Genomic DNA, 25,350 nt, shown 5'->3' with positions numbered 1-25,350 from the left:
ATACCCTGACGAAAAAAGATGAATTTAAGTTTACTTGAAATAGATATTGAGGTGACATATTTTGGATAAATATGAATACAAATTAAAACTAGATGAAATAAAAAATCTGATGGCGAAGAAGCAGTATACAGAAGCTGCTGAAATTGCTGACAGTATCAACTGGCGAAAGGTCCGTAATGTCAACGCACTGATGAAAGCCGGAGATATTTATGCACAGATTGGTCGTTATGATGAAGCAAAAGAGATTCTCCTGATGGCATATGACCGTTCTCCTATCGGACGAATGATTATCTATAAGCTGGCAGAGATTGCCATCAAAACGAAGGAATTTGATGAAGCACAGGAATATTATGATGAGTTTGTAGAGATTGCACCACATGATAATTTGAAATATATTCTCCGCTATGAGATGAATAAAGCAAAGGGTGCAGGTCTGGATGTCTTAATTCAGATTCTCGAAGAATTAAAGGAACAGGAATATACCGAGAAATGGGCATTTGAACTGGCATATTTATATCATCAGGCAGGACGCAGCGAAGAATGTATCAATGCCTGTGATGAACTGATTCTCTGGTTTGGCGATGGTCCATATGTAGAGAAAGCACTGGAATTAAAGATGCTTTATCAGCCATTAAACCGGGCACAGGAGGACAAGTACCGCCAGTTTAAACAACGGAAGGACGGAATCGTGGAAGTGCGGCCGGAGGATTATCTGGAATCCGGTGAGATTATCAAGGAGCCGGTACAGATTAAACCGGTAACCACCAATGCAGAGAAATTTAATACGGTAAACCTGCAGGAAGAATTAGCCCGCAGCATGCAGCAGATTATGAATGCCACAGAGAAGGAAGAAGTGGCAGATACCATGCAGGGAATCAAGAAAATTGTAGAAGAGATTCCTTATTTACAGCTCCCACAGGATGAAGAAACACAGAAAGAGCGTTTTGCGGATATCCCAACCGATGAAGAAATCGATGGCTCCCTGAAAATTAATTTCCAGGAGATGTTAGGCGAAGATTATGATGGTCAGATGCGTATGGTAGTTCCGGAGAAGAGTGCATTAGAAGCACAGATTACCGGACAGATGAGCATACAGGATATTTTAGAGGAGTGGGAGAAGACCAAGCGTGCCGCAGAGAAAGCATTACAGGAAGCGGAGCAGCAGAAGTTAGAATCTGCCAAGGCAAAGGCATTAGCAGAAGCCGGAGATATCATGGAGCGTCTTGCAGATGTAATTCCGCAGCTGGATGCAGGACTTACCTCCAAAGAATTATTAGAAAAAGAATACTTAGGCAAGCTGCCGGAGGAAGAAGCCGGACAGCTTGTTGCCAATATGAATGATATTTTGCAGCAGCAGATTGATTCCATCAGTCAGGCAAATGCGAAAATCGATGAATTCCTAGCTGCCGGTGTACCGGGACAGAACGGAGAGGCGGCTGCAGGTGCAGCAGATGCGATGGAAATTCCGGAAGGAGAAGGTATTGCAGCTGCCGATGAAGAAGAGCCGGCTGGCACAGAAGAAATGACAGAACTTTCTCCGGAAGAAGAACTCCCAGAGATTGCACTGCCGGACGATATAGCAGAAGAAGTGGCAGCAACAGAAGCAGAGGAAGTATCCGATGCTGCAGAAGAAGTCTTACCGAAGATACAGTTAGAACCGGAAGCTGAGACAGAGGATGCAAAGCCGGAGGAGAAACTTCCGGAGATTGCAGAGCCGGATTCAGATGAGGATAACATCGGAGAGAGAAAACCGATTACCCATCTTTCCAAGGAGCAGAAAGCTATCTTTACTTATTTTGTTCCGGTATCCGGAATGGAGCCGCAGATTTGTCAGGCAATGGAAGGATCCATTGAACATTTAGAAAAGGGAATCAAAGGTGGCAACATCCTGATTCAGGGAGCAAGAGGAAGCGGTAAGACGGTACTTGCCACCGCACTGGTGAAGGCAATCCAGAATGAAATCGGAAAGCCGGGCAAGCGTGTCGGAAAGATAGATGCCGTTTCATTAAATCAGAAAAATATCCCGGAGCTTTTAAAGAAAGTTGCCGGTGGATGTCTTATTATAGAAAAAATCGGAGGAATCAGCCGGGAAACAGCCGTGAAATTATCACTGGCATTAGAAGCAGATGCCACCGGAATCCTTGTAATCGCAGAAGATACCAGAGAGGGAATCACCAAAGCAATGGGAAGAGATGAGTCCTTTGCCAGACGATTTACCGAGAAGATTACGCTTCCGATATTTACCAGTGACGAGCTGGTATCCTTTGCAAAATCGTATGCCCACGAACTGACCTATGAAATAGATGAGATGGCGGTTCTTGCTCTATACAACAGAATTAGTAACATTCAACGCTTAGACAGAGCGACCACGCTGACCGAGGTGAAAGAAATCGTGGACGAAGCAATTGCCAATTCCGAGAAATTCAGCATTAAGAAAGTATTTTTTTCAAAGAAATACAAGGATGATGATTACGTCATTCTCCATGAAAAGGATTTCGAAGAATAGGAAAGAAAGAAACGAGGTGTAGTATAAATGGGGAACTTCACAGAACTGGACATGTATTTATTTGGCCAGGCAACACACTATGATATTTACAAGAAACTGGGAGCTCATCCGGCAGAGATAAGGAAGAAAAAGGGGATTCTTTTCGATGTCTGGGCACCACATGCTGCAGAAGTCTATGTCATTGGAACTTTTAATGACTGGAATGAGACAGCAAATCCGATGCGGCGGTTAGAGCCGGCGGGAATTGGAATTTTTGAAGCATTTATTCCAAAGGCAGAGCTGGGAGATTTATACAAATATCTGATTATCACACCAGATGGACGGAAATTGTATAAAGCAGATCCATATGCCAACTATGCAGAGGTACGTCCGGGAACAGCATCCCGTATTGCAGACATTGAGCATTTCAAATGGACTGACGATAAGTGGATGGACAAACGGAAACAGACAGAAGATGTTTATGCAGAGCCAATGGCAATTTATGAGGTACATCCGGGTTCCTGGATGCGCCATCTGGGAAGAGAGGATGATGGATATTATTCCTATCGTGAAATGGCAGCGGCACTGACGAAGTATGTTAAAGGCATGGGATATTCTCATGTAGAATTAATGGGAATTTCCGAATACCCATACGATGGTTCCTGGGGTTATCAGGTAACCGGCTACTATGCACCGACTTCACGGTATGGAACGCCGGAGGATTTTGTTTATCTGGTAAACTACCTGCATAAGCACGGCATCGGCGTTATCTTAGACTGGGTACCGGCACATTTCCCGAAGGATGCCCATGGACTGGCTGACTTTGACGGCTGCCCGTTATATGAATATGCCGACCCGCGGATGGGTGAACATCCAGAGTGGGGTACCAAAATTTTTGATTATGGCAAATCAGAAGTAAAGAACTTCTTAATCGGAAGTGCCTTAATGTGGATTGAACATTATCACATTGACGGACTCCGTGTAGATGCGGTGGCATCCATGTTATATCTTGACTATGGCAAGAAGGAAGGACAGTGGATTGCCAATAAATATGGCGAGAACAAGAACTTAGAAGCCATCGAATTCTTCCGCCATATCAATACCTTAATCACCGGAAGAAATCACGGTACTGTCATGATTGCAGAGGAATCTACCGCATGGCCGATGGTAACCGGACCGGCAGACAAGGGCGGATTGAATTTCACATACAAATGGAATATGGGATGGATGCATGATTTCTTGGATTATATGTCCTTAGACCCGTATTTCCGCAAAAATAATCATCACAAGATGACTTTCGCCATGAGTTATAACAACTCTGAAAAATACATTCTGGTGCTGTCTCATGATGAAGTGGTGCATCTGAAGAAATCCATGTGGGAGAAGATGCCGGGTGATGAGGAAGACAAGTTCCGCAATTTAAAGAGTGCATACTCCTTTATGATGGGACATCCGGGCAAGAAGCTTCTCTTTATGGGACAGGATTTCGGACAGCTTCGTGAGTGGAGTGAAGAGCGTGAGTTAGACTGGTATCTTATGGAAGAACCACGTCACAGACAGTTAAATGAATACTTCCGTGAACTACTTCACATTTACCGGAAATATCCGGCAATGTATGAGCAGGACAGTGACTGGAACGGATTTGAATGGATAAATGCGAATGATGCAGACCGAAGCATCTACAGCTTTGTCCGCAAGAGCAAGAATGGCAAGAACTCACTTCTCTTTGTCTGCAATATGACACCGGTAGCCAGAGACGATTACCGTGTGGGTGTACCAAAGAAAGGCACTTACCATCTGCTGTTAAACAGCAACGAAGCCCGTTTCGGCGGTACAGAAGCAGATAAGAGCAGACCGGCAAGCTATAAGGCAGTGAAGTCGGAATGCGATGGAAGAGAATATTCCATTTCCTATCCACTGCCGCCGTTTGGTGTAGCAGTGTTCCGGGTAATGTAGAGGACAGAAAATCACAAGACAAAGCAGCACGTTAACCAGATTGGTTAACGTGCTTTTTTGCTTTACAGGAAATTGCTTTCCTGTAAAGTAAAAAACGCTCCGCGAGAATGTGCCGGTGGCAGGTTCTGTAGATAAAAATAGACAAAAAAGCAAAAAGTGAAGCCCAAAATTATAAAAAGATAATAAATTTCATAAATAAATGATGAAAAAATACAGATTGTGAAAAATATTTTCCAGTTGTTTTCAATGGCTTGTTTCTGCAGTTTAAGTGCCTTAAGATGAAGGTAAATAAAATACAGCAGAAAGGAGAAGAACGTGTATAATCATTTATTTCAGCCAATTTCTATTAATGGAATGATATTAAAAAATAGAATTGTGGCAACACCGACAGGTGATGATTTTGAAGAAAAAGCATTGGGCGGTGCAGCACTTGTAATTGCGGGACATGCAATAGTAGAACCGGGACGTTCCAGTTTTGCAAGTCCGGAAGAACCGTATCCATTTGCCAAGTATGAAAGAGAAGCAACCAGAAAGAAAGTGCTTAAGATTCACAAAGGCGGAGCGAAAGCTTCTATCGAAATCTTTCATGCCGGACAGGATGCAAGAACGGTGGATTATGCGAAAGGACCGTCTGGATTTATCCGCCCGGATGGAGTGGAAGTAAAGGAAATGGATGAAGCGTTGATGGAAGAAACACTGCAGTGGTATGCCGAGACCGCAGCAAGTGCAAGAAAAATTGGTTTCGATTCCATTTTTCTTCACTTCGGACATGGCTGGCTTCCGGCACAGTTCCTTTCCCCACATTACAATCACCGGACAGATTCCTACGGTGGAAGTATCGAAAACCGCAGCCGTTTTCCACTTCGGATATTAGAAACCGTCCGGAAAGCAGTTGGAAAAGATTATCCGATTGATATGCGTGTCAGTGCCTATGAATGGATTGAAGATTCCATAAGCTTTGAGGATGTGATGTACTTCCTGAAGCAGGCAGAGCAGTATGTGGATACCGTTCAGATTTCATCTGGAATTGATAAAGTGTTTGAAGCAAATGTGCATTGCATCACAACCAATCTGGAAGAAGAAATGCCGAATCTCAAATGGGCAAAAATTGCAAAGCAGGAGCTTAAGATTCCGGTTTCTGTGGTCAGCGCCGTTATGACGCCGGAAATGGCAGATGAAATTATTGCAAAGGGCTACGTGGATATGGTGGCATTTGGAAGAACACTTCTGGCAGACCCGAACTGGCCGAAGAAAGCACTGGAGGGGCATCCGGAAGACATTGTTCCGTGTCTCAGATGCTCCAACTGTTATCACATTTCCACAGACCACTGGAATGTAGGCTGCTCGGTAAATCCAAGATATCACAATGAGGAATTTATTCCATCAGGGCTTGATTTGCCGGAAGCAAAAGAGAAAAAGCATGTGGTAATCGTTGGCGGAGGTCCGGCAGGCATGAAAGCTGCCATGACAGCATATGACCGGGGACATCAGGTGACATTGCTGGAAAAAGAAAGTGAACTGGGCGGCATGCTTCGCTTCATTGAAAAAGAAGCACACAAGGAAGAAGTTAAGCGGCTTTTAAATTATTACCGGACGCAGATGGCAAAAAGAAAGATAGAGGTTCGTCTGAACACAGAAGCAACACCGGAGTTCATAAAAGAGCTTCAGCCGGATTCATTGATAGTTGCCCTTGGTGCTACGGAGCGGGTTCTTCCGATTCCGGGAATTGACGGTTCCAAGGTACAGCTTGCAACAAAAGCAATTGCATATCCGGAGCAGTTAGGACAGGAGATAGTAATCCTCGGTGGAGGAAGTATTGGATGCGAGATAGGATTGGAACTTGCCGAGCAGGGAAAGAATGTTTCCATTCTGGAACTGACCGATACACTGGCAGCAAATGCCAACTCTTTATACCGGGAAGCATTACGTCAGAAGTTTTTGCAGTATGAGAATCTTCACAGCCTGTTAAAATGCGGTTGCAGCAGAATCGAAGAGGATGTTGTTGTTTATAAGGATGAAAAGGGAGAAGAGAAGAGTATTTCCTATGACAACCTGATTCTTTCTACCGGACTTTCGGCACAGAAAAAGCTTGTAGAAGCATTTTACGGAATCTGTAAAGATACCATAGCAATTGGGGACTGTATCAGTCCATCGAACATTATGAATGCAAATTTTGAAGGGTTTGCAGCAGGATTAAATATATAAGAAAAATGTGAATTACACAAATGAAAGGGGTAATACGAATGAAAGACTACTCAGAATTAATTCAGGCGGTTATCGCCGGCGTGGGTGGCACAGATAATATTGAAAGTTGTATTCACTGTGCAACAAGACTCCGTTTTACATTAAAGGATGGAGCAAAATTTGATCAGGCTTCCTTAAAGAAAGTAAAAGGTGTACTGGGAACCTTAATCGGCTCCGGATATTATCAGGTATTAATCGGACCAAATGTAGGTGATGTTTATGCACAGCTTGCAGAAGTTCCGGCACTGAAATCCAAATTAAAAGCAGAAAATCCAGCAGAAGCTGTGGATGACGGGAAGAAGAAAGTCGGACTTTTAGACAGATTTACAAAAATGATGTCCGATGTATATGCACCGTATATTCCGATTCTGGCAACCGGTGGTATCGCATCCGGATTAATTGGATTACTGGCAAACCTTGGCGTAGTAGACAGCACAGGTCTTACTTACCAGACCTTTTATTCTATTTTTTATTCGCTGATTTATTTCTTCCCGATTCTGTTGGCATTTACAGCAGGAAAGCATTTTAAATGTAATCCTTATGTAGCCGTAACACTGGGTGCATCCATTATGTATCCTGGCGTAGCAGACCTTCTGGTAACCGGTGAGAAAGCTTCCTTATTGGGAATTAACTTTACCGCATATAATTTCAGCGGTTCTTTTATCCCGATTTTACTGGCAGTATTCTGCATGAGTTATTTTGAAAAATGGCTGAAAAAGATTTTGCCACAGGTAGTGCAGTTTATCCTTGTTCCATTCTTATGTTTGATTGTATTTGTTCCACTTAGCATTCTTGTATTTGGACCACTGGGCGGACTTGTTGCAAACGGAATTAATGCCGTATACGGTGTAGTAAGCGCAAGCAAGATTCTTGTAGGCATTGTATTTGGTGGATTATTCTCCTTGGTAATTCTTCTTGGTATGCACTGGGCAGTTACTCCGATTCTTCTTGGAATTATGGCAGAGCAGGGCTTTGAGCCAGCACTGGCAGCAGGTGGAATGGGTAACTACGCAGCACTTGGAATCTGCCTTGCAGTAGCAGTATTTGCAAAAAATGCAGGAGACAAAACAACTGCAGGTTCAGCAGCATTTACCAATGCACTTTGCGGTATTACAGAGCCTGGACTTTACGGTATCATTTTAAGAAGCAAATGGTTGCTTGGAACAATGATTGTTTCCGGTGCAGCAGCAGGATTAGTTCTTGGAATCGGCGGTGTTGCAGCAACAAACTTCTCCTTCTCAGGACTTCTTGCTTTCAGTGGCTGGTTTGGATGTGTCAACTTCCCGATGTACTGTGTAGGAATTATCGTATCCATTGTTTTGGGATTCGGAATTACAGCATTCCTGCTTAAGAGCGGTAAAGTAAAAGAATATGACTAGAATATAATTGATGCGGGGAACCCGCAAAGCATATTTCTGGTAATTTACAATATCTTCCCTTTTTTTCCGGTGGATTCTCTGCTAAAATAAATGTAAAATTATTTGGCAAAAGCTGCCGGAAGAAAGGGAAGTGCTATGATTATAGAAAAACTGATGAAGCAGGCAGACTTTACAGATGTTGAAAAAAGTATTGCAGCTTATTTGATGAAAAATGGGTTTGATGTAAAAAATATGTCCATTCAGTCCTTGGCGCGTGCGACTTTTTCGTCGCCATCTACTATTACAAGATTTTGTAGAAAGCTGGGACTGGATGGATATAAAAAATTTCAGATTTTGTTTTATTCAGAATATGAAGCATTTGCAAATCAGGGCGTAGTAGATGCAAACTATCCTTTTTCGGGGAATGACTCTTTTGAACAGATAGTAAGGAAACTTGCAAAATTAAATAATGAGACTATAAGAAAAACAGTGTCTGGATTTGATTATAACCAGCTGCACCGCATTGTACAGCGGATGAGCAGAGCCGATATGATTAATGTTTTCAGTGTCGGAACCTCTGCCACAGTAGCACTGGAATTTCAACAGAAAATGCTGCGTTTTGGTAAAATAGTAAACTTGACGATGAGTTCCTGTTTCCTGCCGGGCTATGCACTGACGGCAACGGAGCACACCGTCAATCTTGCAATTTCCCAGTCCGGCGAAAACCGGGATGTGGTAGAAAGCTTAAAACTTTTGAAAAAGAATAAACGGTACTGCATAGGAATTACGGCAACTCCAGACAGCTCCGTGGCGAAAATGTGTCAGGAAGTCATTCTGGTGGATATTCAGGAGCAGTATTCCTATGAAGAAAAGATAGACACCTTTGCCGTGTACAGTGCGTTCCATTTTATATTGGATTGCATGTTTTCCTTTTTGTATCAGCTTGATTATGAAAGCAATGAAAAGGAGACAAAGGAAAAGGCGTATTTCATAAAAGAAAGTAAAGAACAGTAGAAAGGATGTTGCCTATAGTTATGTAAACCAGCCTGGCTTGGCAGCATAGAAGTGAAAAAAGAAAAGAAAGGCGGGAAATAGAGATGTTTTCCATTTTTAAAAATAAAGAAAATTCCGCAGAAGAGAACCAGACACTGGTTCTGAAAGCATATCTGCCAGGAAAAGTAATTCCGATTGAAGAAGTAAAGGATGAGGTATTTTCCTCAAAGGCGTTAGGTGATGGACTGGCAATTGAGCCGGAAGGAAATATCGTTACTGCTCCATGTGCCGCAACAGTATCTTTATTAATGGATGATTCGAAACATGCGGTTGGATTAACCTTATCAAACGGAGCAGAACTCCTGATTCATGAAGGAATCGATACCGTAAATATGCAGGGAGATGGCTTCCGCTACTTTGTAAGGCAAGGACAGAAAGTAAAAGCGGGAGACAAGCTCTTAGAATTTAACCCGGAAGAAATCAAAGCACAGGGATATGAGAAAACCTGCATTCTGGTATTTACCAACGGAGATGAGTACCCGGATATGAAGATTCATACCGGAATGGATGCAGTACAGAACGAGACTGTAATCGTAGAATTTTAAGATTGGAAATTTGTAATTAAAAAACACAGAAACTTCACATATTATAATGTTAGGACTTGTACTTAGTTTTTCAACTTTAAGCGGATGCGGAAACAATACAGCAACCGACACGGAGGTTTCTACGGAGGCAGAGGAAAGCGATACCTTATATGGCGAGGTCAGTAGCGTCAGTGATGATTCCATTACGATAGAGGTTGGAACATACAGTTCCGATGACGGAACGCTTACACTGAGCGGAGAAGCCATCTCAGGAGATGAGTCTTTCGGATTTGACAAAGCCGGAAGAGCTGTAAATCAAAAGTAATTTATAGAAAAATAGTAATAAAATAAAAAGTGTATAAAACCAGATAGTTCTTTCTTTCATAAGAAAATGGCTATCTGGTTTTTCACTTCCTTCTTAAGTTTTTCACTCAATCAGCCGACATAATAAAATAGCAGGACATTTGATAAGACCGTGAAAATGGAGGAATTTCATGCGGATAGAACAGAATCAGAAAATGGATGCCAATGTAGTGGTGACAGGAAACGCCAGACAGGACAATGTGGCAGCTGCGAAGAAGGACGCATCCATTGTAAGAATAGAAAAAGACAGAAAGGCAGACCGTCTGTTAGAGCAGCCGACTTATGGCAAGCCGGAAAAAGAGGAAAATGCCTTGGAGGAGATTCGGGAGCAGGCATCTAATCTGGACGCAACCCAGATGAAAAATGAGATGCTTTTTGCATCAGACCATATTACGGGAAAAGACGCAAAGACAATGGAAGAAGATGGATTTTCCCTGACGGATACGGAGATTCCAACAGTAGTAACCGAGACCGATAAGATGAAGATGCGGCTGGCAAAATCAGGAGAGGACATCAGCTATTTCGGGGACGGACTCAGTGATGCCCAGATTGAAGCAATGGCAGGAAGTACTGCAATGGCAAAGCATATTGAGTCAGCTCTTAATACCGTCAATATTCCGGTGACTGAGAATAATGTAAAAGATATTACAGAGACTGCCAATATGATGGAAGAACTTCATACACCAGATGAAGGAAGCATGAAATATATGCTGGATAATGAGCTGCCGGTTACCACTGCAAATTTATATAAAGCAGAATTTTCCGGGAGTGCAACCTATGCCGGAATGCAGCAGATGACAGACCTTGATTATGATGCGTTAAAGCAGCAGATAGAAGCCGTAATATCCGAAAGCGGTATGGATGTCAATGAGCAGAATATGGCAGATGGCAGATGGCTCATTGAAAATGGTATTCCACTGACTGCAGAGAATTTAGAGAAGTTATCCACATTGCAGCAGTTACAGCTTCCGCTTGGTGAGGAAGAAATTGTAGCGGTATCGGCAGAGGCAATTTCCGATGGAATCCGTCCGCAGGATGTCGTACTTTCCGGAAATGATTTCAAGGATCAGGCGCAGGATGCATTGGACGTCATTACCAATGTAACGGATGAGGAACTTGCCTATGTGGTAAATTCCGGAGAACCACTTACTATTGAGAATCTGAAAAAAGCTGCGGATGAGATAAAGAACAAGGACACAAAAGTTTCAGCGGCAGCGGATAAAACAGCTTATACGAAAAGCGGCTTAGACCTTCTGACTGCAAGAAGACAGTTAGAGGAAACCAGACTGAAAATGACCAGTGAAGCGAACCTTTCTTTACTGAAAAAAGGAATTTCCATTGATACCATGGAATTGTCCCAGCTGGTGGAAGAACTGAAAACACAGGAAAATGAATATTACAGCAGACTCCTTTCCGGGGATGGCATTGCACCAAAGGAAACCGATGTGGCATTGTTCCGGAATGTCATGGACACATCTGAAGCATTAAAAGCGATGCCGGCATATGCCCTAGGAATCCATCCGGTAGATGAAACAACATTGCAGAGTCTTTATGAAGATGGAGCTGCCTTAAAGGATACCTTTGAAAAGGCAGGGGAACGATATGAGACCATGATGACAGCACCACGTCAGGACATGGGAGATTCCATTTCCAAGGCATTCCGCAATGTGGATGATATTTTAAAGGATTTAGGCCTGGAAACAAGCTATGGAAATCAACGTGCCGTCAGAATCTTAGCTTATAACCAGATGGGGCTGACACCGGAAAATATTGCGGAAATGAAAGCTGCGGATGAAGAAGTGCAGCGGGCATTTGACCATTTAAAACCGGCAGTTGTCCGTACCATGATAAAAGAAGGCATGAATCCGCTGGATATGAGCTTTGAAGAGATAAACACCGTATCTGAGCAGATTCAGGAAGAACAGGGCATTACCGAAGAGGAAAAATTCAGTAAATACCTTTATAAATTAGAGCAGAATAAGGAAATCAGCGAAGAAGAACGAAGTGCTTATATCGGTGTATACCGGCTGATCCGTCAGGTAGAAAAGACAGACGGCGCAGCAATCGGAGCCTTGCTACAGCAGGGCGGAGATATTACATTGCGTGGACTTCTGACCCAGGTTCGTTCTGCAAAGCACGGTGCAATGGATTATCAGGTAGATGATGATTTTGGAGGCGTACAGACCAAAGAAGGAGCCGGCATTTCCATTACGGAACAGATTGAGGGAGCGTACCAGAAGAATAAGCTTTCCGATGTGAAAGACGGACTGGCACCGGAGAAGGTGGCACCGTTTATGAAGGATGAAAAATGGCTTTCCATGACACCGGAAGAACTTGCAGATGCCATGAAAGAAGTGGAGCAGAAAGAAGAAACAGAGGCAGCTTACCGGAAGGAACAGGTACAGGAGCTGTCCCAGGCAGCAGCGGCACCACAGGAAGTCTATGAGTGGTTAGAACAGCTTGATATGCCGGCAACCGTCAACCGGGTGCTTGCAGCGGTAGATTATATGAATAACCGGAATCAGGTATTTAACCGTCTGTTTAAGATGGCAGACCGGAGCGAAAATCTGTCAGAGGAACTGGAAAATATCAAAGAAAAAATATTTTCTGATTTTGCAGAGGCAGTTAAGACACCGAAGGAAATGGCAGAGGCTCAGCGGAAGCTGGCAGATACCGCAGAGAATGTCATGAAGACCATGATGATGTCGGAGGATAATCTTACAAGCCTTGATTTGCAGGAACTGAAAATGATGCATACCCAGATTGCATTGGGAAGTGCGGCAGCAAAGAAAGAAGAATATGCAGTTCCGGTGCTGGTACAGGGCGAGACTTGTAATGTTTCACTTAAGATTGTCCGTGGTGAAGAAAAGAAAGGTCTGGTGGATGTTGTTTTTGAGACAGACCGGTTAGGAAGAGTGGCAGCGCAGCTTCGTGCCGGCAAGGAAAAGATTTCCGGTTATATTGCAGCAGAATCCAAAGAGACAACGGCATTATTTGAAAGCCATGCGAAAGAGTGGGAAAATCTTTTTGCACAGGAGCCGGGACAGGAAGTCAGCATCAGCTATATGACCGGGGAAATAAAGAAGGATGGAATCCATCACAGCACAGAAGTTTCTTCTGAAAATACAGACAAGACAGAAGAAAAGAATTCTTCAGATACGGAAATTCAGACAAAGACACTTTATGGAATGGCAGAAAGTTTCCTAAAAGCGGTTAAGTCCTTAGAAAGGTAGTCCGATATAGAATATATAAGACATGGAACGTCGATAGACCGCAAGGATGCGAGCATGAATGGAAGAAAGGAATTAAGATAAATGAAAGTAAACCATAACATGTCAGCGGTAATTACAAATAAACAGTTATTGCGTACAGAAAATAAAGTAACCGAGGCAATGGAGCGTCTGTCCTCCGGATTAAAGATTAATCATTCCAAAGATAATCCGGCAGGTATGGCAATTTCCAATAAATTAAATTTACAGATTGAAGGACTTGACCAGGCATCCCAGAATGCGTCTGATGGTATTTCCGTATTACAGACAACCGATGGAGCCTTAAATGAAGTGACTTCCCTGATACAGAGAATGCGTGAGCTTTCTGTACAGGCAGCCAGTGATTCCAATACACCGGATGATAAGAAAGCAATTCAGCAGGAAGTAGAAGAATTAAAGAAAGAAATTAACCGTGTCAGCAAGGATACCGAGTTCAATACTAAATCCTTACTGGATGGCAGCATCCAGCGAAGAGTATATGGAACCAACGCTACAAGAATGGCAGTATCCAGTAATGTAACCGCAGCAGATTATACCGTAACCATCAATCAGGCAGCTGAGACTGCAAAGAAGGATGCAGATACCGTTGCATTTAATGATATGACAGCAACAATCGGAGCGTCCGGTAAAATGAAAATTAACAGTTCATCCGTAGAAATAGAAGCAACCGATACCTACGAGCAGGTCTTTGAGAAAATCAGGACAGCCGGTGAGTTAGGCGAGACTACCGTAAAAGCAGATGGCGGTAAGCTTTCCTTTGAATCCACTGCATATGGCGAGACAGGCAAAGTAGAAATCACAATCAGCGATGCTGCGTTGGCAGCACAGCTTGGATTTAATTCCATGACACCGGCAGTATCTTACGGAACCAATGCTGAGGTAGATATTCATGCCGCAGGAAGCGGATTTTCAACCACTGCAACTGCCGCAGTCGATGGCAATAAAGTAACTATTACAGACCGTGATGGATTTGAAATGTCTTTTCTTACCAAGAGCGGACTTGCCGCAGGAAGCACTGCTAAATTAGAAGTGACCGACATTGGAACCATGGATCTTCAGGTAGGAGCCAATGAAAACCAGACCATTAAAGTAGATATTCCGGAGATTGATACCGAGACCTTATATCTGGATGATTTAGATGTAACAACTGTAACCGGAGCAGACCGGGCAATCGTTGCATTAGATAATGCACTGGCAAGAGTATCTTCCGTACGTTCTGCCATCGGAGCCTGTGAGAACCGTCTGGATTCTACTGTAGGAAGTCTTGATGAGACCAGCGAGGATATGACATCTGCACTTTCCCGTATTTCAGATGTAGATATGGCAGAGGAAATGACCAATTATACACAGCAGAACGTATTGTCCCAGGCAGCAATTTCCGTATTGTCCCAGGCAAATGACATTCCACAGCAGGTATTACAGTTACTTCAGTAATCAAAGGAGACTGTCATGGATAGTAGAACGAAGCAGGACTTTACCAGAAGGATTACCCAGAGTAACCGCAGTGAACTGGTAGTGGTCTTATATGATATCTGCTTTTCTTATCTTGATGAAGCAGAAAAAAATCTGAAGGAAAAAGATTTTGATGTATACAAAGAAGCCATCCGGAAAGCTGATGCAGTGATTGGAGAACTTCAGGCGGCATTGAATTTTCAATATGAACTTTCCCTACAGCTTTATCCGCTTTATTCCTATTGCAGAAGAGAGCTGATGCGCAGTATGTATCAGCAGAGCGGTGACGGCATTGCCCATGCAAAAAGAGTTCTGAGCGGTTTGTATCAGGCCTTCTGCGAGGTCGCAAAGCAGGATACCTCAGAACCCTTAATGCACAATACCCAGCAGGTATATGCGGGTATGACGTATGGAAAAGAACAATTAAATGAAAATTTTCAGGAGTCAGATACTTCCAGAGGATTCTTCGCATAAGAATCCTCTGTTTTTTGTTTTAAGCGGCGCAGCAGAAATTTATATTTAAGCTGCATGGCATTTACTTCATAAATATAGGCATCAATCAGATCCGGTTCTACAACATTCTGAAAATTCGCATATGCGAAGTCCAAGTCATTCTTTGTCCGGTTTAAATCATCTAAAAGTAAGCGGTAGCCGGCATCCGGCGCAGGTGTGTTTTTTACAATTCCAAACAATACGATCCCCACTTTCTTTATGGAAAATAAATCCTCTTTTTACTAAGTATAATCAGAAAAATCCAATCTATACAAAAAAAGGAATATTTTTTTTTGCAGAAAAATATGTTAATGGTAAGGAAATGGATACTTGAAAAGGATTTTAAGCAGTGTAATGAGTAAAGAAACAGGAATTATGGTGATTATAGGCATTTGTCTGCTGGTTTTGTTTATCGGAATATTAAAACAAAGGGCAGATCTTGTCTTAAATTTTGCTGTCCGGATGGCAGCAGGAGCGGTGGCAATTGTCTTTTGCAACCAGCTACTTTCGAAGAATGGCATAGATATTATGGTGGGACTGAATCCATGGAGCCTTACAACGGTGGGACTGCTGGGAGCAGGAGGATTTACCCTGCTTTATGGAATTATGGCATATCGTCTGATGTAATATTTTGTGGAATGTGACGAAAGAAAAAACTTTCCCAATTCGACATGTACAAGGTCATGGGTACATCGTATAATGCGATTACAGCGAAGGGGGAAGGAATTATAACAATACTGGTGATAATCATGCTTGGACTGGCAGTTTGCTTTGACTTATGGAAGTCAAAAATACCGAACTGGTTGACGGGCATGGGGGTGATGACAGGATATGCAGCACATATCCGGGGAGAAGGAGAAAAGGGAATCTTACTGGTAACAGTAATGATGTTAATTCCCGTGATTCTATTCTATTTATTATTCTTGATGCATGCAATGGGAGCCGGAGACATTAAGCTTTTTATGGCACTCTCCTGCATGACAGATTATTCTATTGTGCTTCACACAATTATTTTTTCCTTATGTTTGGCAGCAGTATACGGATTGTTCCGGCTGATAAGGCAGGGAACATTAATACAGCGCATATTGTATTTTAGAACTTATATGCAGAGCAGTCTGGTGAAAAAACAGTGGGTGCCTTATCGGGAGCAGTCCGGTATGGATGATTCCTGCATGCATCTGGCACCGGCGGTACTGGGCGGCTATTTACTGACATTGGGGGTGGTGTAATGAATCAGATATCAATTGCAATCTGCGATGCGGACAGTGCCTATGGAAATAAACTGGCAGAATATCTTCTGGAGACAGGAAATGTGGCAAAGGCAGAAGTATATACAGACTGGAACAGTGTGGAGGCAGATTTAAATGAAGAAAAAAGAGATATCTGGCTGATTAATTCAGGGCTGTTGAAAGAAGCAGAAACCCTTCCTTTAAAGAAAGAAATGGTATGTCTGGCAGAAGAACGGCTGGGAGCAAGAGAGGCAGCATTGCCGCATATTTATAAGTACCAGTCTGCCAATGTCATCCTGCAGGAAATGTATGCATTACTGGCGGAGCGTCCAACGGAAATCTGTCTGCGGGGAAGCAGGAAGGGTCGTACCATAGGACTGCTGTCACCCTGGTATGACGGGCTGTCTTTATTGGCAGGACTGGCTGTAGCACAGGTTTTGGCAGAGAAGGGAAAGGTTTTATACATTAATACCAGAGGATATTGCGGCATGAAGCTGCCGGAAATGGAAGAAAGCCATAATTTATCCGATGTTTTGCTATCTCTCCGGCTTGGAAGTACCAATGGGGGTGCCAGCGTGATGAGCGGAATTACTACTGTGGGCGAACTTGGCATTATGGTTCCGGTAGAACAGGCAGTTTTATTGGGTGAAGTAAAAGCACAGGATTATCACAGACTTTTAGAAATTATCTGGCAGGAATTGTCCTTTGATTATGTGATATTAGAGATACAGCCGGAGCTTGCTGATACGGGAAGAATTATCGAAGAGTGTGACAGGGTGTATGCATTTTTAAAGCATGAATATGGAATGGATACAGTAGAGCAACAGCTTATGTCACAGGAAGTAAAAGGAAAGATTCAGATTATAAAGATTCCGGAACGATTGCAGACAGGTGAAAGATATGAAAATTCCGGCAGTCCGGTTGCAGCAGCAGGCTATTTCAAAGAGTGGATAGAGCAGGAAATAGAAAGAGAAGAAGGCAATGAAAAAGGAATGCCTTAGGAAAGAAGTAGATAAGGAAATGCATAAGAAGATGTATGGGGGAAAGGCATTCAGATGGAGACAAAGGAGAATTTAAAGGAACGCTTGAAGCATCAGGTAATGGAACGGATGGACATTTCAAGAACCATGGAAGATGAAGAAATCTTAGAACTGGTGCAAAAGACTTTGGAAGAAGACAGCCATAGAATGCCTATGAGTATTTCCATGCGGCAGAATCTGATTCGGGAAATCTTTCATTCCCTGCGGAGGCTGGATATTTTGCAGGAGCTTATTGAGGATGCTGACATTACAGAAATTATGGTAAATGGGACCAAAGGAATCTTTTATGAAAAGGCAGGGAGGCTTTATCAGTGGGATAAACACTTTACATCAGAAGAAAAGCTTCAGGATGTCATACAGCAGATTGCAGGAGGCAGTAACCGTATGGTAAATGAATTACATCCTATTGTAGATACCAGACTGCCGGATGGCTCCCGGGTAAATATTGTCTTAAAACCTATTGCCATAGATGGAACAGCGTTGTCTATCCGCCGTTTTCCCAAAGAGCCTGTCCGGATGCAGACACTGATAGAATGGGGGTCTATTTCAAGGGAAGTGGCAGATTTTTTAAAGCATCTGGTATGTGCCGGTTATAACATTTTTGTGTCAGGAGGAACAGGAAGCGGCAAGACAACATTTCTAAATGCCCTGTCGGAATTTATTCCAAAAGAAGAACGTGTGGTTACCATTGAGGACTCAGCGGAGCTGCAGTTGCTTGGGCTACCCAATCTGGTGCGTCTGGAGAGCCGGGATATCAAGCTTCCGGGGGCAGAGGAGATTACCATCCGGGATTTGATAAAAAGCGCACTTCGTATGCGGCCAAACCGGATTATCGTCGGGGAATGCCGTGGGGCAGAAGCACTGGATGTCCTGCAGGCAATGAATACAGGACACTCCGGCAGCCTGAGTACCGGACATGCCAATTCGGCAATGGATATGGTAAGCCGCCTTGAGACGATGGTGCTGATGGGAATGGATATGCCGCTGGCAGCAATCCAGAGTCAGATAGCATCGGCCATTGATATTATCATACAACTTGGCAGAATCCGGGATGGCAGCAGAAAATTGCTGCAGGTTGTGGAAGTGAAGGGGGTAGAAAATGGCAAGGTATGTTTACACGAGCTCTTCCGGTTCCGGGAGAAAAAAGAACAGGGAAGCATCGGCGGAATCTGGGAGAAGAAAGGAGAACTTCTCTATCAGGAAAAATTACAGGCTGCCGGATTATCGTCAATATCATTTTAAGAAAAGACAGTTTTTATTATATGTTGGAGAATTTCTGCTGCTGGATATTCTGATAGGCTGGCTATTTTATCAGTCCACTCTGGCAATTCTTGCAGGATTTGGTTTATGCCCAGTATTTCTTCGAAACAAAAGGAATTCTGCTAAGATACAGCGCCAGAATGATTTAAAGCTTCAGTTTAAGGATGCACTGCTATCGGCAGCAGGAGCAATGCGGGCAGGCTATTCCATTGAAAATGCGTGGCGGGAAGCAAAAAAAGATGTGATACAGCAGTATGGCATGGAAAGTGATATGGCGGTGGAAATGCGCCAGATGATACACCAGATGGACTGTAATGTGCCATTGGAGCAGCTGTTAGAGGATTTTGCAGAGCGGAGCCGGATGGAGGATGTAGAGCAGTTTGCGGGAATTTTTTCTTATGCCAAGCGGAGCGGCGGGGATTTTACTGCAATTATGGGAAATACAGTTCAGCAGATGGCAGACCGGATGGAATTGCAGGAAACCATAGAGACAGCATTGACAGCAAGGAAGATGGAACAGAAGGTAATGAATGTAATTCCCTTATTTATACTGGCATTTGTCAATGTGACATCGGGAAGCTTTTTGGAAGCATTGTATGGGAATGTGGCGGGGGTGCTGATTATGACAGGGTGTCTTATTCTCTATGGACTGGCATATCTTTGGTCAGAGAAAATCGTAAGACGTATTGGAGAAAGTATATGTTAAAGCAAATGAAGAAGCAAAAGAAAAAGCTGGCAATTCTGGTACTTCTGGCAGCAGTTTTACTGGGAATTGCAGCGGAGTGGATGCAAAAGCAGGAATCTCATTTTAAGGAGAACCGTTTAATAAGAAATGAACCGGGGGAAGGAGACTATCAGGAATCTTTAAATTATATAGAAGAAGATAGCGGGGAAAAAGGGCAGATTGTATTAAATCTACAGGAACGCACTTTAACAGCAGCGGAATGGAAAGAGATATTGCCGGAAGCAGAAAAAGAAGCAGAAGAAGTATTTCGAAACGGGCAGCAGGCAGACCATGTCAGCGGACAGGTGGTTTTATGCGACCGTGTTAAAAATGGTCTCATTTCTGTGAAATGGAAGTTAGAACCGGATATCTGGATTGATTTACAGGGAAATATAGAGGAAGAAAATCTTTTGCCGGGGCAGGTGGTGAATGCTACCGCAATTTTGTCGAATGGAAAAAATCAGGCAGAGTATTCCTTTCCCATCTGTCTTTATCCTTCAGAAAACCAGAATGAAACCAATCTGGGGAAAAAGATAGAACAATATCTTTATAATCAAAATGTAGAAGAAAAAGAAGTGGAGCTGCCACAGAATATGGATGGTGTAGCACTTCACTGGGAAGAAGAAACCGAGAAGCCGTTGGTTATTTTTCTCTTCCTGGGGATATTTGCAGCAGTAGTGATTCTATGGAGTGGGAAAAAGGAACAGCAGGATGCAAAAAAACGTTGGGAAGAGGAATTGGTAAAAGATTATCCGGAAATGGTTAGTCGATTGGGATTATTATTAGAAGCCGGTATGTCATTGCGTCAGGCGTGGAAGAAGCTGACAGATACATATGAGAGTAAGCAGAAGAAGCAAAGACTACCAAAACGTGCCGGTTACGAGGAAATGCTGCTTACCAGAAGAGAATTAGAGGATGGAATGGGGGAAAGCCTGGCATATGAGCGGTTTGGAGAACGATGCGGGCTGGCATCCTATCGCAGGTTTGCATCTATTCTGACACAGAATCTCAAGAAGGGAACTGTAGGAATCGGCAGAATTCTTGCAAAAGAATCAGAGGATGCATTTTCCCAGCGAAAGACTATGGCGCAGAGACTGGGAGAGGAAGCAGGAACAAAATTATTGTTTCCCATGCTAATGATGATGGTGGTGATTATGGTCATTCTTGTTGTGCCTGCATGTATGACCATGCACATATAAGTTACCAGGCAGCCGTAAGAAGCTGTCGGTGGCAGGCTTCGGCTGTAAGCAGATAACAGGTAACTAAAACAATAGGTAAATAAAGGAGGAAGGAACATGAAAGATGTAGTAAATGTAAAACGAACAAATCCAATGAACGTTGTAAAAAGAATAAAAGGAAGTCTGACCCGGTTTTTAAAAGAGGAAGATGGAGTAGGTGTTGTGGAAGTGGTTCTGATTCTGGTGGTTCTGATTGGACTGATTGTTATTTTTAAATCAAAACTGACGGTTCTTTTAAACAGTATCTTTTCGACAATTACCCAGCGGACCGGTTCTTTGTAGAAAAATGGAAAGAGCAAGGGAAAAAGGGAGTATTACATTGTTTTTAAGCCTTGCATTGACGATGATTTTAAGTCTGGTATTTACTCTGCTGGAATCTGCACGCCTCTATGGATTAGAGGCGCAGAGCAAAATGGAAACGGAGCTTTTGCTGGAATCCAAAATGGCAGAGTATGATACCGCACTTCTTGAGCAGTATCATCTCTATTTTCTGGAGGCAGGCAGGAAAGGAGAGCCGGAACTTAGCAGTCTGGAACAGTCATTGCAGGAACTTGGAGAAGAGAACCTTAGGGCGAAGCCGGGATTCTTAAAAATGTCATATACCAATCTTTATGAGATGCAGTTAGAGAACTGCTATATTACGAATTATACGATGGCAACCGATGATGCGGGAGCTGAATTTCGAAGGCAGGCAGCAGATTATGTAAAGCGTACCATGGGAATTGCGGCCATTGAAAAATTATATGAAAAGGCAACAGAAGCAAAGGAACTGACGGAAGACAATAAAGACATCGAGAAGAAGTTCGAAGCTGCTATTCAGGAGACCGATACACAGAGTGGGCTGGAAAGAAACACAAAACGGAATAGCGCAAATCAGAAGAATGAGAATCCACTGGATTATGTAAAAGAACTCAAGAATAAAAGTATCCTGTCACTGGTGGTAGAAGATGTATCAGCGGTATCGACACAGACCATTGATTTATCCGATGATATTGCAAAGAGAACCTGTTTTACAGGAAATGGAGAGGCACAGCAGGAGGATATGACAACGGGACTTTTCTTCCGGGAATATTTACTGAAGCAGTTTAGTGATTACCGAAATCAGAGTGAGTCGGAAGTGTTGCAATATGAGATGGAATATCTCATTGCAGGGAAAGATTCTGATGTGGCAAACCTTGCTGGCGTTGCAGAACGCATGCTGGCGATTCGTGAGGTGGCAAACTATATTTATTTGAAAGGGGATGCCGAGAAAACGGCACTGGCGAATACCATAGCACTTGTAACTGCGGGCTGGACAGCTAATCCGGCGGTAGTCAAGGTGGTAGAAGAAGGAATTCTTGTGGCATGGGCATTTTCAGAAAGCATAAAAGATGTAAAAACGCTTTTAAAGGGTGGCAAGGTTCCTTTTTTAAAAGGAAATGCCGAGTGGACATTAGACGTTGGAGCATTGTCGGAATCCTTTGCAAAAGAAGAGGAAAGTAAGACCAGTGAAAGTGGTTTAAGTTATGGGGATTATTTAAGAATTTTATTATATCTTACCGGACAGGAGAAGCTTACCTATCGGGCAATGAATCTGATGGAGCAGAATATCAGGCGGCTGCCGGACCGGGAGAATTTTCGGATGGACTGCATGATTGGTAGTATGGAAATACAGTGCAGTTATCTGTCAAAACCATTGTTCTTCGGGTGGTTTGGAAGTGGCGAAAGCTTCAAAGGAGATTATCATTTTCAGGAAAAAAATTCATTTTCCTATGTTTATTAACAAAAGAAGAAAGGGGGTGCATAAAGGTGTCTCTTCTCAGAATTCAAATAAAAAATCAATATAAAAAAACTCTCTCTAACCCAGATAATACAAATCTATTGTATAGCAATTCTACAAACAGAAAAGAGACACCTTTATGTGCCTCCACAACGGCGTCTATGACAATAGAAGCAGCTATTGCATTGCCACTGTTTGTAATCTGTATACTATCGGTAATCTTTCTTTTCCGGGTATTGGAATTACAGCAGGATGTGGAATATGCCTTGCAATATGCCGCCAGAAAAAGTGCCATTCATGCACATATGACACGTGAAAGCGGGCTGGATTCCGTTGTGCCAATTGCAGAAGCAAAAATCCTGTTTCAAAGAAAATTAGAAGAACTGAAAGCACCGGTAATTTATGTGGAAGGGGAAGAAAAGGGGTTCTCTTTTTGGCGTTCTGAATTAATGGGAAATGATATTGATTTATGTGTATCTTATCGGATTGAAAATCCATTGCAGTTATTGGGACTATTTTCTTATGACATGGATCAGCGGGCAAAAGTGCATAAATGGATTGGTTATACAGGCAGTGGAAATGAAGATGGAACTTATGTCTATATTACAGAGACAGGGAAATCCTATCACCGGTTTTCGGACTGTACCTATTTGGATTTGAGCATTCTGGCGGTGCCGGAAGAGACGGTATCCGGATTACGGAATGATTCCGGGGCGAAATATAAAGATTGCGAAAAATGCCGCATAGGAAAGAAAGATACCAAAACAGTATTTGTAACAGAATATGGAGAGGCAGTGCACAATAGTCTTTCCTGCAGTGGGTTAAAGCGTACCGTATACCGTATTTTGCTGGAAGAAGCGGGAAATCATTCACCCTGTGGAAAATGTGAAAAGAGAAAAGCTTCCTGAGGAAATAAATGTATCAGATAAAGAAACGGCAGATAGCAGGTTATAAGCAGTAAGTAGTAGCTAGCAAATAACGAATAATAAGGAGATAAGGGGATGGTGACGATATGTTCTGTACTTGGAATGTTGGGGATATGTTCCATCGAAGATATCCGAAAAAAAGAAATACAAAGCGTAAGAGTATTGTGTTTTGGCATTGGTGGGATTTTACTGCATCTCTGGCAGAGAAACCAGTCATTATACAGCATGTTAGGAGGGATTGCCGTCGGGGCAGCAGTTATTATTCTGTCACTGGTGTCTGGTGGAATTATTGGAATTGGCGATGGATTGGTACTTTGTGTAGCGGGAATTTATATTGGAGGAATCAATACCATGCGGCTGCTTTTGACGGGACTTTTCCTATCCTCTCTGTATGCACTGGTATTGCTGTTCATGCACAGAAAAAGACGAAAAGACACCATTCCTTTTATTCCGTTTCTGCTGGCAGCATATCTCATTCTGTTGATTTTATAAGACAATGGAAAAAGAAATGTTATCTGCCGGCTTCTTATACCATAGAGGCGGCAGTTATAGTGCCAATGATATTGGCAATATTCTGTACCCTGATTGTAGTCAGCTACGAACTGCATGACAGGGTAAAGCTGGCAGCAGAAGAAAGCAGCAAGAATAAAATAGAATGTATGGAGGAAATTTATATTGGAGATATGTTATAAGAGAAATCTGAATCAGAGTTATATGTTTATTACATCAGATCCCGCGTATTCCGGATATCAGATTCATATGTGCCGGCAGAATCATATTCATAATTTATTGCAGTTTGAACCGGTAGTTTCAGAAGGGGAGACACAGTTTCGATATGAAATTACCGGAAAACGTTCTTTGGACCATGTTTTGGAGAGCAGTGATTTTGCCATAGATATGTTTGCAAAAATGTTAGAAACTTTACTGGGAATCTGTCAGGAAATCCGGCCATATCTTTTGGAGGAAGAGGGGATTCTATTAGACCCGGAGAGTATTTATCTTGAGAATGGAACCAAGAAGTTCTACTTCACCTATTGCCCCGGCAGACAGGAACCTGTTACAGAAGGATTCCGAAAGCTGATGGAGTATCTTCTGGCAAAGATTAATCATGAAGATGAACAGATGGTTCTTGCATCTTATGAGGCATATCAGAAATCAACAGAAGAAGGATTTTCTTTGGGTGAAATCCTAAGGATATTATATCAGTACCGGCAGCAGGATGTAGAGGATTATGTACCGGCCCGACAGAAATCTGTTTCATCTAAAAAGGTAGAGGCATTGCAGAAGGGCATTATGCCATGGGAGCAGGAAAAGAAAGATGCAGCTGTGGAGGAAAAGCCAATTACAAAGAAAAAGAAGGGGTATTGGAAAAAATATGAGATAGATACAATTGAAAAGGATGATGAATATTATAAGAAGGATGCTCAAAGCCGTGGCTGGAATATGGCAATGGAAGAAAAATTGCAGGAATGCATTGCTGCAATCAGCCGGATTCCGGCATTCTTAACAGGGAAGATAAATCATGAGAAGGAGGAAGAACCAATCGTGTGTACACCTATGGATTACAAAGAAATGCAGGAGGAAAATCCGACCGTTTATCTTGGAACGGAGCGGGCTCCGGAAGGAGTTCTGCGTTATGATGGAAAAGAGGATATTTCGAATATCCGGATGGAGTATTTTCCTTTTATCATAGGCAGCAGTGAGCAGGCAGATGGAAATGTATGTATACAGGGAGTCAGCCGCATGCATGCCCGCATTACCAGAGAGAAAGAGGATTATTATGTGGAAGATTTAAATTCCATGAACGGAACATGGCTCAATGGGAAAATGCTGGCATATCGGGAGAAGGAGCAGTTATGCATGAATGATGTGATTCAGTTGGGACGTGAGCGGTTTACATTTCTTTAAGAAAAAGGTTATATTTCCTTCGTTGACAGTGCCTTTTGAAAGTGTTATTGTCAGATTCATAAAAGACTGG

The 25,350-nt window shown here is 42.8% G+C and carries 22 protein-coding genes; 21 read left to right on the top strand and 1 reads right to left on the bottom strand.

Annotated features, from left to right (window positions below; all coding sequences use genetic code 11):
• Positions 1–61: 61 nt before the first annotated feature.
• The 10 genes from LKD41_RS06840 to LKD41_RS06795 all read left to right on the top strand — a co-directional run bounded on the left by LKD41_RS06840 (position 62) and on the right by LKD41_RS06795 (position 15,178).
• Entirely contained in the window at positions 62–2,506 is a 2,445-nt protein-coding gene (locus LKD41_RS06840; RefSeq protein WP_227700768.1) for a tetratricopeptide repeat protein, read from the top strand.
• 27 nt (positions 2,507–2,533) lie between these two features.
• A complete protein-coding gene (gene glgB, locus LKD41_RS06835) occupies positions 2,534–4,441 on the top strand; it encodes a 1,4-alpha-glucan branching protein GlgB (RefSeq protein ID WP_227700767.1) in 1,908 nt (635 codons plus the stop codon).
• 315 nt (positions 4,442–4,756) lie between these two features.
• The gene (locus LKD41_RS06830; RefSeq protein ID WP_227700766.1) at positions 4,757–6,646 is read left to right on the top strand and encodes an oxidoreductase; all 1,890 of its coding nucleotides are present in this window, start codon (positions 4,757–4,759) and stop codon (positions 6,644–6,646) included.
• A gap of 38 nt (positions 6,647–6,684) precedes the next feature.
• Complete coding sequence (locus LKD41_RS06825) at positions 6,685–8,064, top strand: PTS transporter subunit EIIC (protein ID WP_227700765.1); 1,380 nt, start codon at positions 6,685–6,687, stop codon at positions 8,062–8,064.
• Positions 8,065–8,199: 135 nt separating this feature from the next.
• Positions 8,200–9,057, top strand: coding sequence for a MurR/RpiR family transcriptional regulator (locus LKD41_RS06820; protein ID WP_227700764.1), 858 nt, complete (start codon positions 8,200–8,202; stop codon positions 9,055–9,057).
• Positions 9,058–9,140: 83 nt separating this feature from the next.
• A complete protein-coding gene (locus LKD41_RS06815) occupies positions 9,141–9,641 on the top strand; it encodes a PTS sugar transporter subunit IIA (protein WP_227700763.1) in 501 nt (166 codons plus the stop codon).
• Positions 9,642–9,687: 46 nt separating this feature from the next.
• Positions 9,688–9,945 carry a hypothetical protein gene (locus LKD41_RS06810; RefSeq protein WP_227700762.1) on the top strand — a complete coding sequence of 86 codons (258 nt, stop codon included), beginning with the start codon at positions 9,688–9,690 and terminating at the stop codon, positions 9,943–9,945.
• A gap of 169 nt (positions 9,946–10,114) precedes the next feature.
• Positions 10,115–13,216, top strand: a complete 3,102-nt coding sequence (locus LKD41_RS06805; RefSeq protein WP_227700761.1) for a DUF6240 domain-containing protein — start codon at positions 10,115–10,117, stop codon at positions 13,214–13,216.
• 81 nt (positions 13,217–13,297) lie between these two features.
• Positions 13,298–14,686, top strand: coding sequence for a flagellin N-terminal helical domain-containing protein (locus LKD41_RS06800; protein WP_117841879.1), 1,389 nt, complete (start codon positions 13,298–13,300; stop codon positions 14,684–14,686).
• Between the two features lie 15 nt (positions 14,687–14,701).
• Entirely contained in the window at positions 14,702–15,178 is a 477-nt protein-coding gene (locus LKD41_RS06795; RefSeq protein WP_227700760.1) for a flagellar export chaperone FliS, read from the top strand.
• On the opposite strand, the gene LKD41_RS06790 is transcribed toward LKD41_RS06795, so the two are convergent.
• Positions 15,142–15,396 (bottom strand): YaaL family protein, encoded by a 255-nt coding sequence (locus LKD41_RS06790; RefSeq protein WP_227700759.1) that lies wholly within the window; start codon positions 15,394–15,396, stop codon positions 15,142–15,144. The two genes, LKD41_RS06795 and LKD41_RS06790, sit on opposite strands and share 37 nt — an antisense overlap.
• 154 nt (positions 15,397–15,550) lie before the next feature.
• On the opposite strand from LKD41_RS06790, the gene LKD41_RS06785 reads away from it, so the two are divergent.
• From LKD41_RS06785 to LKD41_RS06735, 11 genes are all read left to right on the top strand, one after another.
• Complete coding sequence (locus LKD41_RS06785) at positions 15,551–15,823, top strand: pro-sigmaK processing inhibitor BofA family protein (RefSeq protein ID WP_227700758.1); 273 nt, start codon at positions 15,551–15,553, stop codon at positions 15,821–15,823.
• Positions 15,824–15,879: 56 nt separating this feature from the next.
• The gene (locus LKD41_RS06780) at positions 15,880–16,425 is read left to right on the top strand and encodes an A24 family peptidase (protein WP_227700757.1); all 546 of its coding nucleotides are present in this window, start codon (positions 15,880–15,882) and stop codon (positions 16,423–16,425) included.
• Positions 16,425–17,426 carry a hypothetical protein gene (locus tag LKD41_RS06775; RefSeq protein WP_227700756.1) on the top strand — a complete coding sequence of 334 codons (1,002 nt, stop codon included), beginning with the start codon at positions 16,425–16,427 and terminating at the stop codon, positions 17,424–17,426. Before LKD41_RS06780 ends, LKD41_RS06775 begins: the two co-directional genes overlap by 1 nt.
• 54 nt (positions 17,427–17,480) lie before the next feature.
• Positions 17,481–18,707 (top strand): CpaF family protein, encoded by a 1,227-nt coding sequence (locus tag LKD41_RS06770; protein ID WP_117841883.1) that lies wholly within the window; start codon positions 17,481–17,483, stop codon positions 18,705–18,707.
• A 717-nt stretch (positions 18,708–19,424) separates the two neighbouring features.
• On the top strand, positions 19,425–20,648 hold the full coding sequence (locus LKD41_RS06765) for a type II secretion system F family protein (RefSeq protein ID WP_227700755.1): 1,224 nt from the start codon (positions 19,425–19,427) through the stop codon (positions 20,646–20,648).
• A gap of 96 nt (positions 20,649–20,744) precedes the next feature.
• Complete coding sequence (locus LKD41_RS06760) at positions 20,745–20,969, top strand: Flp1 family type IVb pilin (RefSeq protein WP_330408293.1); 225 nt, start codon at positions 20,745–20,747, stop codon at positions 20,967–20,969.
• 37 nt (positions 20,970–21,006) lie between these two features.
• Entirely contained in the window at positions 21,007–22,449 is a 1,443-nt protein-coding gene (locus LKD41_RS06755) for a DUF5702 domain-containing protein (RefSeq protein WP_227700754.1), read from the top strand.
• Positions 22,450–22,607: 158 nt separating this feature from the next.
• Entirely contained in the window at positions 22,608–23,354 is a 747-nt protein-coding gene (locus LKD41_RS06750) for a TadE family protein (protein WP_227700753.1), read from the top strand.
• Between the two features lie 93 nt (positions 23,355–23,447).
• Entirely contained in the window at positions 23,448–23,864 is a 417-nt protein-coding gene (locus LKD41_RS06745) for a prepilin peptidase (protein WP_022242876.1), read from the top strand.
• A gap of 59 nt (positions 23,865–23,923) precedes the next feature.
• Positions 23,924–24,064 carry a hypothetical protein gene (locus LKD41_RS06740; RefSeq protein WP_227700752.1) on the top strand — a complete coding sequence of 47 codons (141 nt, stop codon included), beginning with the start codon at positions 23,924–23,926 and terminating at the stop codon, positions 24,062–24,064.
• Positions 24,048–25,280: a DUF6382 domain-containing protein gene (locus tag LKD41_RS06735; protein WP_022242877.1), complete on the top strand. Its 1,233-nt coding sequence runs from the start codon at positions 24,048–24,050 to the stop codon at positions 25,278–25,280. Before LKD41_RS06740 ends, LKD41_RS06735 begins: the two co-directional genes overlap by 17 nt.
• The last annotated feature ends 70 nt before the right edge of the window (positions 25,281–25,350 follow it).

This window comes from Roseburia sp. CLA-AA-H209 (assembly GCF_020687575.1).
GTDB lineage: Bacteria > Bacillota > Clostridia > Lachnospirales > Lachnospiraceae > Roseburia_C > Roseburia_C amylophila.
The sequence above is the reverse complement of the archived record's forward strand: the minus strand, read 5'-3'. Positions and strand labels throughout refer to the sequence as shown.